General features: G+C 58.5%; 11 protein-coding genes. 6 read left to right on the forward strand and 5 right to left on the reverse strand.

The window, feature by feature from the left end; all coding sequences use genetic code 11:
• Window positions 1-2 precede the first annotated feature (2 nt).
• Entirely contained in the window at window positions 3-2,078 is a 2,076-nt protein-coding gene (locus LB524_RS16550; RefSeq protein ID WP_224528273.1) for an acyltransferase family protein, read from the forward strand.
• Here LB524_RS16550 and LB524_RS16555 read toward each other — a convergent pair.
• The 3 genes from LB524_RS16555 to LB524_RS16565 all read right to left on the reverse strand — a co-directional run bounded on the left by LB524_RS16555 (window position 2,014) and on the right by LB524_RS16565 (window position 6,337).
• A complete protein-coding gene (locus LB524_RS16555; protein WP_224528276.1) occupies window positions 2,014-4,038 on the reverse strand; it encodes an O-antigen ligase family protein in 2,025 nt (674 codons plus the stop codon). The two genes, LB524_RS16550 and LB524_RS16555, sit on opposite strands and share 65 nt — an antisense overlap.
• A complete protein-coding gene (locus tag LB524_RS16560; protein WP_015316635.1) occupies window positions 4,035-5,321 on the reverse strand; it encodes a glycosyltransferase in 1,287 nt (428 codons plus the stop codon). Before LB524_RS16560 ends, LB524_RS16555 begins: the two co-directional genes overlap by 4 nt.
• 107 nt (window positions 5,322-5,428) lie before the next feature.
• Window positions 5,429-6,337: a hypothetical protein gene (locus LB524_RS16565; RefSeq protein ID WP_224528295.1), complete on the reverse strand. Its 909-nt coding sequence runs from the start codon at window positions 6,335-6,337 to the stop codon at window positions 5,429-5,431.
• A gap of 140 nt (window positions 6,338-6,477) precedes the next feature.
• On the opposite strand from LB524_RS16565, the gene LB524_RS16570 reads away from it, so the two are divergent.
• Complete coding sequence (locus LB524_RS16570; protein ID WP_157163639.1) at window positions 6,478-8,286, forward strand: ABC transporter ATP-binding protein; 1,809 nt, start codon at window positions 6,478-6,480, stop codon at window positions 8,284-8,286.
• Window positions 8,287-8,346: 60 nt separating this feature from the next.
• Here the strand turns inward: LB524_RS16570 and LB524_RS16575 are convergent, their stop codons facing one another.
• Together LB524_RS16575 and LB524_RS16580 are read right to left on the reverse strand one after the other, a co-directional pair.
• Window positions 8,347-9,090 carry a class I SAM-dependent methyltransferase gene (locus tag LB524_RS16575; protein WP_051041282.1) on the reverse strand — a complete coding sequence of 248 codons (744 nt, stop codon included), beginning with the start codon at window positions 9,088-9,090 and terminating at the stop codon, window positions 8,347-8,349.
• A 92-nt stretch (window positions 9,091-9,182) separates the two neighbouring features.
• Window positions 9,183-10,313 carry a glycosyltransferase family 4 protein gene (locus tag LB524_RS16580; protein WP_015316631.1) on the reverse strand — a complete coding sequence of 377 codons (1,131 nt, stop codon included), beginning with the start codon at window positions 10,311-10,313 and terminating at the stop codon, window positions 9,183-9,185.
• A gap of 232 nt (window positions 10,314-10,545) precedes the next feature.
• Here LB524_RS16580 and LB524_RS16585 point away from each other — a divergent pair, with 232 nt between their 5' ends.
• The 4 genes from LB524_RS16585 to LB524_RS16600 all read left to right on the forward strand — a co-directional run bounded on the left by LB524_RS16585 (window position 10,546) and on the right by LB524_RS16600 (window position 16,297).
• A complete protein-coding gene (locus LB524_RS16585) occupies window positions 10,546-11,826 on the forward strand; it encodes a nucleotide sugar dehydrogenase (RefSeq protein WP_015316630.1) in 1,281 nt (426 codons plus the stop codon).
• A gap of 193 nt (window positions 11,827-12,019) precedes the next feature.
• Window positions 12,020-12,814: a class I SAM-dependent methyltransferase gene (locus tag LB524_RS16590; RefSeq protein ID WP_224528297.1), complete on the forward strand. Its 795-nt coding sequence runs from the start codon at window positions 12,020-12,022 to the stop codon at window positions 12,812-12,814.
• Between the two features lie 70 nt (window positions 12,815-12,884).
• The gene (asnB, locus tag LB524_RS16595; RefSeq protein WP_224528301.1) at window positions 12,885-14,855 is read left to right on the forward strand and encodes an asparagine synthase (glutamine-hydrolyzing); all 1,971 of its coding nucleotides are present in this window, start codon (window positions 12,885-12,887) and stop codon (window positions 14,853-14,855) included.
• Window positions 14,810-16,297: an O-antigen ligase family protein gene (locus LB524_RS16600; protein WP_224528319.1), complete on the forward strand. Its 1,488-nt coding sequence runs from the start codon at window positions 14,810-14,812 to the stop codon at window positions 16,295-16,297. Before asnB ends, LB524_RS16600 begins: the two co-directional genes overlap by 46 nt.
• The last annotated feature ends 243 nt before the right edge of the window (window positions 16,298-16,540 follow it).

The raw sequence follows: 16,540 nt of genomic DNA on the forward strand, positions 1-16,540 counted from the left end.
CGATGCCCCGTGGCAAAGCCGCATCTTCGAGTTGGCGGACCTTGCAGAATAAGAGGGTCATCCTGCCCGAAGAGCAAGGCTCCCGCTCGTCTACCGTGTTCACCGCAACCGACAGGCCAGATGATCATCGCACGGACATAGACGGGCTTAGAGCAGTCGCCATCGTGGCGGTTCTCTTTTTCCATTTAAGAGTTTGGGGTTTTTCCGGCGGCTTTGTCGGCGTCGATGTATTTTTCGTGATCAGCGGTTTTCTGATCACACGTATTGTTGCAGCCGACATCGAATCAGGACGCTTCAGTCTCGCCCGGTTCTATGCGCGCCGGGCTCGCCGCCTCCTGCCAGCCTTCTTCACGACACTGGCGTTTTCCTGCGTCGCCGCATTTGTTTTGTTTGCACCTCAGCATCTGGAAAGCTTCGCTACCTCTGTCCTGGCTGCGAACTTCGGCTTGTCGAATATCCTTTTTTGGCGCGAGTCGGGCTATTTCGACCTCGCAACGCGCATGAAGCCGCTCCTGCATACCTGGTCACTGAGTGTAGAGTGGCAGTTCTATCTCGCTTGGCCCCCCCTGCTTTCGGTTTTGCTAGCACTATTCCCACGGCGGATGGTTTGGCTAGTTATGGCAATCGCCACCTTAAGCTTCTGCCTAGTCCTCGTATTCCAGGATGGATCATTTTGGCTGCTTTCACGCACGCGCGCGGCTGAGTGGATCGCGGACGGCCGTGCAACCGTCTTCTACAACACGCCTTTTCGCGTGTTCGAGTTCGCTTGCGGCGCGGGGCTGGTGTGGCTTCCGAAGCCGCGGCCCGTCATCGTTCACGAGTTCCTCGTGTTGCTTGGGCTGGCTCTCATTTTCGGCACAATTTTCGTTCGCGATAGCAACTTGGGCGCTCCGGTGTGGAATGAGCTTCCGCCTGCTATCGGAGCCGCGATGGTCCTGCATGCGGACCGCTCACGATGGGCAGGACTTTTGTTGTGCAATCGACCGTTCGGGTATGTCGGACGCATCAGCTACTCACTCTACTTGGTCCATTGGCCCCTGATTGTGTTTTGGGAATATGGCCTCCTGCGACCACTGCTGCCGACCGAGACCATCTTTGTCGGGCTCGTGTCCCTCGCCTTGGCCATCTTGATGTTTCACGCCGTCGAGCAGCCTTATCATGCCGGCCGTGGCTTCGTCGGACTCCTCGGACTTGCTTTGGCTGGCCTGGTTTCATTCTCATTCGCCAGCTACGCGATGTCTGGCGGTATGCCTTGGCGTCTCCACTCCGCCGCCGCGGGAGCAGAACTCGCCGACAGTGTAGCCTTGAAGGCGATCACCGGCTCATTGGAATGCGTAGATTTCTGCGAGTTCGGAAACCTTCAAAGCTCAGAGAAAATCCTGGTGGTTGGAGACTCGCACGTTGACCACTACACACGCGCTCTGGACGAGCTCGGTGGACGGGAATTCCACTTTCTGCTGGCGCAAGCGGGCAACTGCTACTTCGGTGCCGATCTTCAGACCCGACCCAGTGGCGCAGTCACGCGGCACTGCCGGGCCGCAAACGATCAAGCTGCGCGGTGGATGAAGACAGGTGGAATCGTGGCCATCATCCAAGGCCAGCGATGGCCTGGATATCGCAATCTCCTCGAACAGAAGGGCACCGGCGCCCCTGTGGGTTTGCCTGATCTGGCGAAGCTGTTCCCAGCAATGCTTGCCGATATCGCTAAACTCTACGTTAGTTTTCATGGTCCGGTCATCTTGATCGGGCACGCGCCGAACACCAATCTAATTTGCGGGCTGAGACCGGCCTATATCCCCTTGCCCTGCCAAATGCCCTCGCGGGTAGAGCATGTCGCCTTCAAAGCGGCGTTTCGAGTTTTCGCGGGGGCGCATCCCGGTTTCGACCTCGTAGACCCTATCGAGACGATATGCTCGGCGACGGAATGTCGTGGGACAGACGACGCTGGACACAGTCTATACGTCGACGACCACCACCTGTCGATCTTCGGCGCGAGGCTTGTCGTTCCGAAAATTATCCGCAGGCTGCAGACCGATCTGTTAGTGTCACGGCCACCGTCGCAACAGACCATAAGATGATCGTGCCTAGAAGACCGAAACAGAGGGTCCCTATCGAAAGCGGGACGGCGACTTCGTAGGTTCGCTCATTGCTGCGAGGGTCGCTCGAATCCGTGGGCGCAAACAGCACAGCATCGCGCCGGCGAAAAGTATACTCGCCGTGCCCGACGGCCGGCCATGAATGCGAAGACCAGCCTATGCGACGCAACGATGTCCCGTTTTCGCGCAGATAGGATGCTGGCGAAGACGGAATGCCAGACAGGTTGTCTAATTGGAAAAGGCCGGGAAATTGCGGCCGCGGAAGCAGCGTTTCGAATCCGCCCCGCGCGGCAAACACGGTCTCGTTCTGCAGCCGTCCGATAATAAGCGGTGGTGTGACGACCAATATCGCGACACAGCCGGCACCGAACGCGGCGACACCGACGACGGTTCCGCAAGTAAAGCTCCACCGCTCCCCTTTACCTGTTGGTGTTGGCTTTTCGGCAGCCACTTTCGTTGCCGCGAGCATGCCGCCAATCCCAAGCGCAATCGGAAGAAAAAGACTCGGTGTCAACAAGAGGTCATGCGAGGTCAGCATCACCCCTCCCACTGCGACACCGAGGGCAAGATCGCCGGCGTTCCGCGAAAAGCAGAAGGCAAAGCAGACCAAGCCAATCGGAATCATCCAGCCAAGGTGACCAAATGCGATTGCAAACAGGACGAAGGTGTTGTGGGGCGCGAGGGCTTGCGCGTCTTCAAGTCCCCTGCCGAAGAAACCACCTTCTCGATAGGCGAGCAAGCCCCGCTCGAGAAAGAGAGCCCTTGCCGAAATCGAGTTCCTCTCGCCTTCATTCGTCAGCCGATCGGCGAGCGCCTGCATCTTGGCGACGTTCGTGGATTGGGTGACCGCCGGCGGTGGCGCGATACCGGGTGCCAGAGGAGACGAAGTTACGGCATCCGCAGATGCACCAGCTTTGGGATGGCCCGAACTGGTCGCGGGTTCGGCGGGAGGCGTGACAATGCTGGCAGAACTCGCCCCAGGCGCAGCCGGTTGATCTACCCACCCCCCTTCCGGCGATGGCGCAATTGGCACTATAGCGGCAGGCGGAGATCGATCTATAGCCTCCGATGCTTCGTCGAGCGCTGTGCTTACAGACAATATCCCGGCAAAGGATTCCCGCATCGCAATTCGGAAAGACGCATTTGTGGCCAATGCGATGCCGGTCGCTCCCAGCAGTGCAAACGCAACGATGGACGCACGGCCGCAACCCCCAAGATCGATTTGAATGTGACGGCCGCTGCGCAACCATTGCCAAATGCGAACGATGATGGGCACAGCCACCGTTGCAAAGGCGGCAAGAAGGGTCGAGCGCGAAAGCGTCGCAAAAAGCGTTATGGATACAAGAACAAGGAAGCTAGCGCGCCACTTTTGTGCGACGGCGCGATAGCTCGCGGCAGCGCCAAGCAGAAGTCCGGCCGCTGCGACGTTGGGATTGATCGCCAAACCGGCGGCCCGGCCGGGAGTGTTGGTGAAGCCGTTGCCAAAGAGGAGATCGAGGAAGCAAACCAGCGCATTGAGCACTGTGACTGATGCCGAGAGGCGCAACACGATTGCCGGCGCCGAGGCAAGCATGAGGACAATCGCCGCGCCGCCGAGGAAAAGCGTGATCAGGTAACACTTGGCTACGATCCCGACTGGATGAAACGTAACCGGGACGATTGCCATGGCGGCGGCGATCACAATCAGGAGAATTGCGCTACGCACGTCCCGACGCGTCGCAAGAATGGCGATCGAAACAATCAGCACGCCACCATAGATCGCATGGAAAACCAGCCTCGCAAACTCGTCCCGTCCCGTGAAGAAGGGCAGGAAGTATGGCATGAACCAGGACTGATAAATGACTATGGTAAATGCGCACAGGCCGGCGGCGAGGCGGGGCAAGATCGCCCGCATCGGACGCGCCGAATTCCTTGAGCGTTCAGAGAGAGCAGTCCCGCTCATTTATTGTCCTCGATATAGAGGCGTTCATAAGCATCGACCATGGATCCGACCGAGTATCGCTCTCTCATCATCCGTTGCCGAAACTCGCGATCGGCGGCCGGCTCCGGCAACTGGTCAATAACGGCAAGGAGCCCGCGAGCCAGATCGGTAGGGTCGCGAGGCATCACCAGGACACAGCCCGGCATACCCGCGACAGCTTCCGGATTTCCTCCGACATTTGTAGCGACGACGGGAAGACCTGCCGCGAGTTTTTCCATCAAAGCGTTGCAAAAACCTTCTTCGTGGGAGGCGATCACACCGATATCCATGCCGGCGAGCAGGCTCGGGACATCATTCTGCAGTCCCAACAGTCGTACCTTCGACCCAATCCCGAGGCGCTCGGCTTGGTCGTTCAGACCCGGCCCGATACCCCGATCCTGTCCTGCCACGAACAATCTTAGCTTCGGTCGACTTTTGCTGGCGAGAGCAAACGCGTTGATGAGATCGCCATGTCCTTTATACGGGATCAGATTGGCGACTATGACGATGCCGACGTCGTCGGCCTCGAGACCGAGGTGGCGCCGCATGTCGCCTCGTCGGCGGCCGATATGATCGAAGCGACCCAGATCGAGACCATTCGCAATCACACGGACGCGGTCGATATCGTAGCCATCGCGAGCCGCCATATCGGCCGCGACTGCATGCGAGTTCGCAACCACCACATGTGAGAGCCGGTTGGCGATGCGATCCATACGCTTCAGCCGCGGCCAGCGCTCCTGGTGATTGCCCAGACCGCGTCTCGAAGTGATGACGAGTGGTGCCAAGGCAAATCGTCCTGCGAGAGCGCCCAGGAAGTTGGTCAAAGGCAAGAAGGCGTGGACAACGCGCGGCCGCGTCAAAGCAGTGCGAATGACCAGCGAAGTGACCGCAGCGCCGAGAACCAGCATCGCCTTCAGGCTCGGCCGCGTCTTCGGGGCAAAGCTTGATTTGGCCTCCGCCGTGGCCGATATCGACGTTCGCGACGGAGTCGCTCGGTGAAACCCGTACGATATCCGCACTCCTGCGCGATGCAGTGTTTCGGCCAGAACGCCGCCCTGTGAAAGCGCAAAGACCTCGACGTTCCAGCCTCGCTTCTTCAACTCCGTGGCAAGCAGCACGAGCTGGCTTTCCGTGCCGCCGAGATCAAGCGTCCCAACAACAAAGAGCACCTTGCGGCGAGGCCTTTTCGCCACTGGTGCCGAACGCACGGTAACGCGTTCTTGAGCTTCAGCATCCGTCATCGATAATTTATCTCGCAGCATCATCCGCCCCGCCGCCTTTTTGGTGTTCCCAGCTAGCCACAAGAGGCGGCGGTCTGTAAGCGGCAGTCTCTGCCGGACCATGAGCTCTGCAAAGGGTCTCGAGCAAGCAACTAACTCGACCGAGCAGTTCTGCGAACCCGCGCCGGCACAAGCCGAGCAAGCCTTTCACGGTGCCGGAGCAGCATGCCAATGGCCGCGAGCAAGACACCGCTTCCTAGAAACGCCAGCGGCGGAGCCCATTTCAAGCGCTCGAACTTTGCCTCGTAGGCACGTACGCTGTTGAAGTCTTCGGCGGTGCCAAGCGGCTGCCAGGCCTGACCATACGCCCTCCTTAACAGAGGCAGCATCGGCCCGAATTGCGCGTAATAGTCGTCGATGATCGACGGGTCTTGTTGCACGTCCTCGAGCGAGTGAGGAACGAAGACACCGTAGTCGGAATCCAGAATGCTGCCGTTGGACTCAACCACAGTGTGCTCGGGGACACTATAGATCGTGGCTTCGATGCCTTGATCGGCGAGGACAGAGTAGACGATCTTCGAAACTTGGGAGCAGAACCCATAGCCCCGATCGAGTGCTTTGCGGGGAGTCACGAATTCATAATTCTGAAGAGTTTGCCGATATTCTGGGCGAAAGCTCAGGATCCAGAGCAGGTAGTTGTCGAAAATCCCGATCCGCGTGTAGGGCACATCAGCGACCGCCCAGCGGTCACCTTCTGTCCAATAGTGCACCATTCCACCCGCCACGGCCGTCGTGAGACGCTCGAGATACGCCTGCATTGGCTCGCTCTGGCGCCGGTAGAGATCCTCGACGTTTCCCACTTTCTGCGCAAACCCCAGCGGCCCCTCAATTGCGGCAGCGGGGGGAGCGGGGTAGGCGCTGACCAATCCAAGCGGGTATGCCGAGACGAAGAACAGAAGCGCGCTCCCTACCCCGGCGGAGAACACGCCGAGTGTGCGAAGCAATGCCGCAATCAAGGTCAGCCGCTGCTTTCGATCCCGAATCTTTATAGCGTCGCTCATGGTTGAAGCATATCACTTCACCGCAATCGCGGTCTCTCTCGCCATTACGCAGAGTTGTGGACACTTCACCTTCCTGCTTCCGCGACAAAATTGTCAATGGGCATCGGTTGTGACTTGTCGTGGAGCTACGAACGTGTGCATTGAGCGCGCTGGATGCGGACATCGATTTGGCATTGAGCGGAAACCGAAACTCGGGCAGCACTTTCGACACACTGCGACGCTTGTGGCGGCAGGTATCGAAAATTAGACAGAGGCAGTTTTTCGGCCTCCTTGTCTTGATGATGTTCGGTGCACTTGCGGAAGCTGCTACTTTGGGTGCCTTGTTGCCGTTTCTCGCGCGCATCGCCAATCCCGAGGCGGTTGGCGGCGATTCGTTCCTCGCACGCCAGCTTGTCGGCTTTCGGCTGACCGGCTCTGCAGACAGCCTCCTCGGTCTAACCGTTGTTTTTTCGGTGGTCGCGATCATGGCCGGCGCTGTGCGCATATTCCTTGCCTGGGCCACGAATTCTTATGTCTTCTCGCTCGGACACGAGGTCGGCGTGAAGGTCTATGACCAAATACTCCGCCAGCCCTACAGCTATCACGTTTCGCGCAACTCCAGTTCTGTGTTGGCCGCGCTCCGGCAGGTTCAAGCCATCACCGCGGGTGTAATGCTGCCACTGTTGCAATCAATTAGCGGCATAATCATCGGTCTCTTTATCGTCGCCGCCCTTTTTGCTCTAAGTTCGTTCATCACCTTCGTTATCTTCGCGGGCTTTGGCGCGGTCTACCTCGCCATGTCGCTTGTCATCCGCAAGCACCTCAAGAGGAATGCACAAATTATCGCCACCACACAGGCCGAAGGCATCCGATCTGTCCAGGAGGGACTAGGTGGCATCCGCGATGTCATCATCAACGACACCCAACCGTACTTTCTCTCGCGATACAGCGAACTCGACTCACGCCTGCAGCGCGCGAACGCAACCAACGCGCTTGCGGCGGGCGCGCCGCGTTTCGCGATCGAAGCCGCGGGGATGGTGATCATAGCGGCGCTTGCCTATTTCCTCATCACCCGCTCGAACGATCCCGGCCAAGTCCTTCCCATACTGGGAACATTTGTTCTTGGAGCGCAGCGCCTGCTCCCCTCCATGCAGCTTGTATACGGCAATTGGGCGCTGATACTGAGCAATCTTGCCGGCGCTGAAGTCGTGCTTCAGGCGCTCGAGGCACCAGTTGGCCCAGAGTGGAACCAGCCGCCGGCCAAGCGCCTCCCATTCGATCGCGCGATCATGCTCAAGGATCTGTCGTTTCGTTACGCTTCTGACCAACCGGCGATACTTGAGCGGTTCAATCTCACGATCGCGAAAGGGACCAAGATCGGATTCGTAGGCAAGACAGGCAGCGGCAAGAGCACGGCAGTCGATCTCATAATGGGCTTGCTCGAGCCGACCGGCGGAGCGATCGAGATCGACGGCCAGAAGCTGGATGGCGCTACTCGGCGGGCGTGGCAAACACAAATCGCGCATGTGCCGCAAAGCATCTTCCTCGCCGACGCTTCCATCGCCGACAATATCGCCTTCGGCATCGATCCTGCCATGATCGATCGTGAGCGCTTGCGCAGTGCCGCGCAGCAGGCCGCTTTGGCAGATTTCATAGAAGGCTTGCCCCAGGGCTATGAAACGCGGGTGGGCGAGCGTGGGGTTCGTCTATCGGGTGGCCAGCGCCAGCGCATCGGCATCGCTCGGGCCTTGTATAAGCAGGCTTCCGTGCTTGTGTTCGATGAAGCCACGAGCGCGCTCGACATGGAGACCGAGGCCGCGGTCATGGAGGCGATCCGGGAATTACCCGCCGACCTGACGGTGCTGATCATCGCGCACCGCCTCACGACGGTGGAAAATTGCGATGAAATCGTGACCCTCGAAGACGGCCGGCCGCATATATGGACGAAAAACGGCGACCAGAGCGCTTGAAATGTGTCTCGCCGCATCGACCCAATGACGCGCTTGACTTTGTTGTTGCATGCCGTTCCCTCAGTTCGGTTTAGAGGTCGATTTGATCGGGTTCCGGAAAAGAAATTCAGTGCAAGCTTCCCCTGTGGAGATCCTGACGAGCTCGAAATCGAACCGTCTGTTCAGGAAGTCGATCACCGCCTGGTCGTCGGCAAACTCCATTGGCCAGCCGCCCAGCCAGTCGCGTATGTCGGTCATATAGCTCATGCCGCGACCTTTTTTTTTCTCGTAGATCTGCTTCACAAGCGAGAGCAGTCGCAATGGATTGCGACCGAGCCCGAAGCGCCAGATGTACCAATATTCCAGCCAGCGTCTTTGGTGGGGGTTGGCGGCATTGTATCGCCGTTTCACGTCGAGCCAGAATTGCGCCGAAGGCCTCACGACATTCGATGAGTAAAGAGCGATGAAGAATAGACCACCGGGCGCAACCGTGCGCGCCGCATTTTCGATTGCCTGCCACATGGCACCGGTGTGGTGGAGCACGCCCCAGGAATAGACCAGGTTCCAGGTGCCCAGCTTGTTCAGGTAGTCGATGTCGAGCACGTCGCCGCGTTCAACATTCCAGTTCGGCGGGTCACCGGCCAAATGGCGCAGCTTGCCGGTTGTGCTTACCGAAAGCGGGTCAAAATCGAATGAATGTATCCTGTCCGCTTTTGCGTCCAAGGCAGCAAGCGAGTGCAGTCCGCTGCCGCTGCCGATATCGAGAAAGTGGATTCCTTCGAGGCTCTGTCTGCCGAGGAATGACAAGAGCTTCTGTGCCGCCATCCGACGGCGTTCAGGCGAATAGTGCCTATCGATGAAGGACGCCCAATTAGCCCCGAATTCGTAGCGATTTGAGGATGGATTCCCTGCAAAGGTCATTTTGCGGCTTGGTGCCCGGTTTCGATAATTTCCATCATGTGAGCTGTAACTTTGTGAACATCATAGCGCTCTTCTGCGATCGATCGACTGTTCTTGCCCATGTACTCGGCTTCGTTTGGGTTGTCGATCAAACGGATCATGGCTTGCGCCAAGGAAGGCGTGGCGCCAACCGGCACCAAAAGGCCGTTCACGCCGGGGATGATCGGCGCACGACAACCCGGCGCATCTGTCGTGATCACCGGGCGCCCCATTGCCATCGCCTCCAGGACCGATCGCGACGTACCCTCCCGGTAAGATGGAAGCACGAAGATGCGAGAATCGCCGATCAGTCGGCGTACATCATCGACAGGCCCGTGGTAGTGGATGGTTCCGTCTGTGACGGCTGCCTCAATCTCCGACGCTGGAAATCCCGCTGGATTTGGATCCCGGTCGCCGACCAGGTCGAAACGAGCCTCTGGGCGAACCGCCTTCACCAGCCTCGCCGCACCCAGATATTCCGCGAGACCTTTATCGCGAAGTAGGCGTGCGATCATGAGAAACCGCGGCTTCTCCGGCAATGGCACGACCTTGAAGCGTTCAAGGTCTACACCCGAACCGTTGGCGACATTGGCCGGTGTGCGCCCGAGTAGTCCCAGGCGACGAAAGTCATCCCGGTCATCGAGATTCTGAAAGGTGGCAGTGGTGGCAACACGCAGGCTCGCGCCATAAAGAAGCCGGGCCGCCGCATTGACGATCCTCCACCGTAGAGATTTGTGACGGTCCGTGAACGCATAGCCGAGGCCTGTGATAAGCGCGTGCCGGCGCGGCACCCCCGCAATCAGCGCCGCGGGCATGCCATACACGATTGGCTTGATCGCGCAGGTCAGGACGGCACGCGGTTTGAGCTCTCGCAGCTTGTTGTAAAGACGAAAAGCCAACGACGTGTCGCCGAATAGCGCAATAGAAGCCCGTTCCATTGGCAACGCGTGAAAGAGGATGCCGTTCTCGGACAGCCAACGAACGGTCGTGGCATCGCGCGGCGCCAGAGCATGCACTTCGTATCCGGCAGCGCGCAGCGCGAGCAGAAGATGTCCCCGCGTGGTTGCAAGGGATTTGGGCTCGCTCACGACAACAACGATACGATCCATGCGTTCAGGTTCTTGGCCAATTTGTCAGACCATTGCGCTGTTGTAGGGTCTGGAACACGCGAAACCCAATCCTGCCGCATCTTATCCACAACATCGATCTTCAGGTGGCGACATTCGCATTGCTCAGGGATCATTGTGAGCGGAGACTTCCCGCTTGCAATGACACATCGTTGAATTTGCGAGCGGCCTGTCATAGAAGCGCCCAACGCATAAATGGCTCTGGAATCCGCGGATGTCCGAACGCATCGCCGTTATAGGCCTGGGATATGTCGGCCTACCGGTAGCCGTGGCGTTTGGGAAGGTTTTCCCGGGCACGATAGCTTTCGATATCAGCGAACGCCGGATCGAGGAACTGCTTCGCGGCGTTGATCGCACGGGAGAGGTCGACACTGCGGCGCTCAGGGAATCCTCGATCGTGCTTACGACCGACCGGGAGATGTTAAAAGGCGCGACTTTCTTCATTGTTGCTGTGCCCACGCCTATCGACATCAACCGTGCTCCCGATCTTGCGCCGTTGAAACTGGCATCGCAGTTTGTCGGTGAAACTGTGAGCAAGGGCGCAGTCGTCGTTTTCGAATCGACGGTCTATCCGGGCGTGACCGAGGATTTTTGCGGCCCGATCATCGAACATATGTCCGGCCTGCGGCATCCTCATGACTTCGCGCTGGGCTACTCGCCTGAAAGGGCAAACCCTGGCGATCAGGAACACTCGCTGCGACGGGTCATCAAAGTCGTCTCCGGTGAGAATGCCGAGACCCTGGAGCGCGTAGCGAGAGTCTATGGCCAAATCATCGACGCCGGCGTCTACCGCGCGGGATCGATCAAGGTGGCCGAAGCAGCGAAGGTTATCGAGAATACGCAACGCGACCTCAACATCGCGCTGATGAATGAACTGGCAATGATCTTCGAACGGCTTGATATCCGCACGCAAGATGTCCTCGATGCCGCCTCGACAAAATGGAACTTCCTTCCCTTCAAGCCGGGCTTCGTCGGCGGCCACTGCATCAGCGTCGATCCGTATTACCTGACCGCCAAGGCGGAGGCCGAAGGCTACCACCCACAGATCATCCTCGCTGGCCGCCGCATCAATGACGGCATGGGAGCCTTCGTTGCCCAACAGATCGTCAAACAGCTGATCCGGTCGGACATACCCGTCAAAGGCGCTTCGGTCGGCATTCTCGGACTGACCTTCAAGGAAGACGTCCCGGATTTGCGTAACAGCCGCGTTTTCGACATGGTCAAGGAACTAAGACAGTTCGGAATCGTGCCCAAAGTTCACGATCCTCTTGCAGATACTGAATCCGCTTTACGCGACCATGGCGAGACAATCCTGCCGATTAATGAGATAGGCGACTTGCAGGCGCTTGTTTTGGCGGTACCTCACAAGGTTTATCTCACCAGCGAGAGAACGCGTCTTTTTCAAATGATCAAGCAAGGCGGAACACTGTTCGACATCAAGTCTGCTCTTAAGCCGAACGAGATTCCTGACAGTTTAAAATATTGGAGTCTGTGAGGCTCAGCCTACATTTAACAATGGGATATACAGCGACATCAAGCAGGTCCATTCTGATGGCCGACGCACCTGACTTCAGGTCCCATGTGGCAAGTGGCAGGCGCGGCTCGACCGGCTGAACGCTTTGGCTTCAGGACCTCTATCAGAATCAGCCACGGCTTCGGTGTTGGGAAGGGGCGATGGTGGGAAGCTTATGAACGCTCGATACGATTTCGGCCGCAACTGGTCTGCGCTTGCCGCGCGCTTCGAGGACGAGCATCTGGACCGAGCTTGCGCGGATCTTCGCCGCCTGCTTGGTGACCTGGAGGGGAAGACATTTCTCGACATCGGCTGCGGATCGGGCCTGCATTCCGCGGCCGCTCTTCGGCTGGGGGCGGCGAAAGTTGACGCCATTGACTATGACACCGAGTGTGTGGAAACGACCAAAGCCGTGCTTTCTCGCTTCGCACCAGAAGCCCAATGGAGTGTGAAACGAGCCGACGTCCTCGACAAAGCGTCGCTTCCGACCGCAACCTACGACGTCGTTTATTCGTGGGGCGTCCTGCATCACACGGGAGACATGTGGGGGGCGATCAGCAACGCGGCCGGCCTCGTAGGTCACGGCGGAAAATTTGCGATTGCGATTTACCTGAAGACACCGCTTTGCGGACTTTGGACAGTCGAAAAAAGGCTCTACTCGTCTCATCGGTGGCTGCGGCCTCCGGTCAAAGCGGTCTTCGTCACGGCCCACCTGTTGGCTAGGACGCTTCGCCATGGAGACACGATCGCATTTGTAAAGAATTATCGCGCCCGCCGTGGCATGGAGTTCCTGGCTGATGTGGACGACTGGCTAGGTGGCTACCCCTATCAATCCACCTCAGCCGAAGAGTTGGAGACGTCCCTGAAAAAACTTGGGTTTAGCACCAAGCAGCGCTTCAACGTAGTGCCTGGATTTGGCCTTTTTGGCACCGGCTGTGGCGAATGGTGTTTCAAACGGACGGCCCTATAGCAGTTGGCTTGCCTCTCTGACCCGGCAGAGAGAGAAGAGAGCCTAGGTCATTGTGGAGCTGTAACGCAGGATGTGCGGTATCGTCGGTATTGTGGGTGGAGCGGCCGCGACAAGCGGCGGCTCCTTAAGCGTGCGCCGTATGGCGGACATGATCCGGCATCGCGGACCGGACGGCGACGGCGTCTGGACTGACGCGGAGGCCGGGGTCGCGATCAGTCAACGCCGCCTGGCAATCATTGACCTGTCATCGGCCGGCGCGCAGCCGATGATTTCGCACAGCGGTCGCTATGTCATCGTTTTCAATGGCGAAATCTACAATCACGGGGAGATTCGGGCGCATCTGGACCGGGAATTCGGCGCTCATAGTTGGCGTGGTCATTCCGACACCGAGACCTTTCTGGCTGCGATTGAAGAGCTTGGAACCAAAAAGGCCCTTGGACTGGCCGCTGGCATGTTTGCTTTCGGCTTATGGGACCGCAGGGGTAGAACGCTTACTCTCGGACGTGATCGCCTGGGGGAAAAGCCGATATATTACGGCCGGATCGGCAAGGCGTTCGCCTTTGCTTCAGAACTCAAGGCGTTCCAACCACTCCCGGATTGGCGCCCGGACATCGACCGGAATGCGCTGGCTTTGCTGATGCGCCACAACTACATCCCTGCCCCTTACAGCATTTATCAAGGCATCCGGAAATTAAGACCCGGCCACGTCCTTGTTCTTTCCGACCCGATGCGTGAGCCGCACGTCGAGAGTTATTGGAGCGCCAAGGAAGTCGCCGAACAGGGCCAGCGCGACACTTTTCAGGGAAGCCCCGACGAGGCGGTAGACGAAGTCGAGCGTCATCTTCGCCGCGCGCTCGAGGGGCAGATGATCGCGGACGTTCCGCTCGGCGCATTTCTCTCTGGCGGCATCGATTCTTCCTCCGTCGTAGCGGTCATGCAGTCGATCAGTTCACGACCGGTGCGGACCTTCACGATCGGATTTGACCAAATGGGCTACAACGAGGCTAATCATGCCCAGCAAGTAGCGCACCACCTCGGCACCGATCATACAGAACTTTATCTCAGCGAGCGGGACGCGCTCGATGTGGTGCCCCAACTGCCTGGCATTTATTGCGAGCCTTTCTCCGACTCCTCGCAAATTCCGACGTTTCTTGTCTCCAAATTGGCGCGTGGCAGTGTCACCGTGGCTTTGTCGGGAGATGGTGGCGACGAGTTGTTCTCCGGCTACACGCGCTATGCACTTGCCGATACTGTTTGGAACAAGCTTTCCCGGATCCCGATGAGCCTGCGGCGCGCATCGGCCAACCTGGCAACGCTGCCACCACCTGGTCTCTACAACAGTGTCGCAGGCGGGCTCATGCCGCTTCTGCCGCAACGCTTTCGCCGTGAGCGCGTCGGAGACAAGATCCACAAGGCGGCCTCGGTTCTTTCACTGCAAACGATGGACGAGGTCTACCGCCGTCTCTGCTCGCATTGGGAACCAACCGAGATCATCCCGGATGCGGCAGAGCCGCCTACCATGCTGACTGGATTGGAGGCGCTTCCATCGTTGCCAGGCAACGTCGAGCGGATGATGTATATCGATATGATGAGTTACTTGCCGGACGACATCCTGGTCAAAGTTGATCGCGCGGCGATGGCAGTCGGCCTCGAGACCCGCGTGCCGCTGCTTGATCACCGTCTGATAAGCTTCGCATTTTCGCTGCCGCTTTCCATCCTGCGAGCCGGCGGCCAGACAAAGTGGCCGCTCAGGCAACTGCTTTACCGACATGTTCCGAAGGCGCTTGTCGAACGTCCGAAAATGGGCTTCGGCGTGCCCATCGACGCTTGGTTGCGTGGCGCGCTTCGCGAATGGGCAGAGGCGCTGCTCGACGAGCGCCGATTGCGGGAAGACGGGTTCTTTAGGCCGGATGCGATCCGGCGCGCTTGGTCGGAACACCTCTCCGGACGCCGCAACAACCAGTATCTGCTTTGGGACGTCTTGATGTTTCAATCGTGGCGGGAAGCAGCCCAAGGAGCTTCATCGGCTGCCGCGGCCTGAACACGCGTCCAGACCGGGTTTTGCTCATAGAGCCGGATGGCGAGCGAAACGGATCCACACTACCAGATACCCAAGCGAGCGGCTATACGGATTCGAGCACGGGGGCCAAACACGGTGAGCAAGGATCAGCCGAACGATTCGCACGCGACCCGCAAAAGCGCGAAGCCAAGGCATTGAACGCGTTTAGATCGCTGCGGCGCCACCTGACGGCAGAACAGGTCAACCGCTACTTCTCGATGATCTGCTTTTTTTCGCCGGCAGTGCTCGGATCGGTGGTGAGCTTCGTATTTCATGGTGGAGCGCTCTGGTCGGTGGTGTTGCTGGCCGCCAAGCGACGCCGCTTGAACATCGACCGGCCGACGCTTGCCATGACGCTTGCGATCTATACCTATTGCGCGGCGATGGTTCTGGCCTCAATCGTGAACGGCACCCTGCGGGCCGATGCAACCCACTTCCTGCCACTGACCACCTTATTGCTGTTCCCGATCTCTTACTCGACCTGGAGCATCACCGACAAGGCGACGCTCGCACGCATTGCCGTGCTGGCCAGCGCGGCAGCATGTGTCGGTGCGCTGGCGCTGACCATCGTCCAATACTACTGGATCGGGATGCTGAGGGCCGAAGGAGGAGCAGGAAATCCGATCGTGTTTGCGACCGTCACCTGCCTTGCCGTGATAATGTGCCTTACGGGCGCCGTGTCGGGAATAGAGAAAGCCTGGAAGACACTCACCGCCGCCATACTCGCCGGCGTTGTAGCGACCGCCTATTCTGGCTCGCGCATGATCTGGGTGGCCTTGCTGATCGCCATTGTCGCCGTCCTTGCGATCAATCGTAAGAGATTTACGCGATCGAACATGAAGCGGGCGCTGGTGATTGCCAGCGCCTGCTGCTTGCTCACTGCGGTGATCACGTTTCCAATCATCGTACGGCGCACTCATTTCCTGTTCGACGACTGGAAAGCTTTAGCCACCAAAGGTGATCATTCCACTCCGCTCGGCCTTCGTGTTGGGCTCTGGGAAATTGGGATCGATGCGTTTCGCGAATCGCCACTATTCGGCCACGGCATGTCCGCCAGCCGGGCGATTTCGCAGCAGGGTTTCGAAAAAGAATATGGGGCGAGTCAGGGGTTCAACCATTTTCACAACGGCTTCCTGACAGCGTTGGTACAGGCCGGACTTGTGGGCGCGCTGACGTTGGCGGCGATCTTCATCGTCGCGATCTCGAACGCAACGAGGGTTCTTCGCCTTAGTGCCGATCCATTAGAGCGGTTCGGGGCGACCATGGTCGTAGTCACAGTGATAGTTTATCTTGTCGGTGGCCTGACAGGTATCCTTGTCGGCCACGATATTCTAGATTCGACGCTAATGATCTTTCTAGTTTCAGGGACATACTTGGCTTGCGGACAAACAGTTGCGCCGGTCCGGGAAAGTCGGCCGACATAACGTCGACAGGAGTATCGTACCGAATCGGCCTTTGCCCCGCCGCAGAGCCGCCTTGGGTTTGATCGAGCCCTCGGATGTCCGTCACGGATGGGTTAGTTGCCCTGTCGGGTGGAACCGTATTCGTCTTACCGATTGTCAGGTACCCGATTCTCTTCCCTTGATCGGAAAGGGCTTCAAAATGGGATCACCAAACCCATCGGACGCGGGATTATTTGGAGGGGACCGATCGAGGGTTGCCAGTCG

The organism is Mesorhizobium sp. ESP6-5 (genome assembly GCF_020164695.1).
Lineage (GTDB): Bacteria > Pseudomonadota > Alphaproteobacteria > Rhizobiales > Rhizobiaceae > Mesorhizobium > Mesorhizobium australicum.

Coding starts and splice junctions, on each gene's coding strand:
- LB524_RS16575 (WP_051041282.1), bottom strand. CDS start 9,090: ATGGCGGCACAGAAGCTCTTGTCATTCCTCGGCAGACAGAGCCTCGAA.
- LB524_RS16580 (WP_015316631.1), bottom strand. CDS start 10,313: ATGGATCGTATCGTTGTTGTCGTGAGCGAGCCCAAATCCCTTGCAACC.
- LB524_RS16585 (WP_015316630.1), top strand. CDS start 10,546: ATGTCCGAACGCATCGCCGTTATAGGCCTGGGATATGTCGGCCTACCG.
- asnB (WP_224528301.1), top strand. CDS start 12,885: ATGTGCGGTATCGTCGGTATTGTGGGTGGAGCGGCCGCGACAAGCGGC.
- LB524_RS16565 (WP_224528295.1), bottom strand. CDS start 6,337: ATGAGCGACGCTATAAAGATTCGGGATCGAAAGCAGCGGCTGACCTTG.
- LB524_RS16550 (WP_224528273.1), top strand. CDS start 3: ATGCCCCGTGGCAAAGCCGCATCTTCGAGTTGGCGGACCTTGCAGAAT.
- LB524_RS16560 (WP_015316635.1), bottom strand. CDS start 5,321: ATGATGCTGCGAGATAAATTATCGATGACGGATGCTGAAGCTCAAGAA.
- LB524_RS16590 (WP_224528297.1), top strand. CDS start 12,020: ATGAACGCTCGATACGATTTCGGCCGCAACTGGTCTGCGCTTGCCGCG.
- LB524_RS16555 (WP_224528276.1), bottom strand. CDS start 4,038: ATGAGCGGGACTGCTCTCTCTGAACGCTCAAGGAATTCGGCGCGTCCG.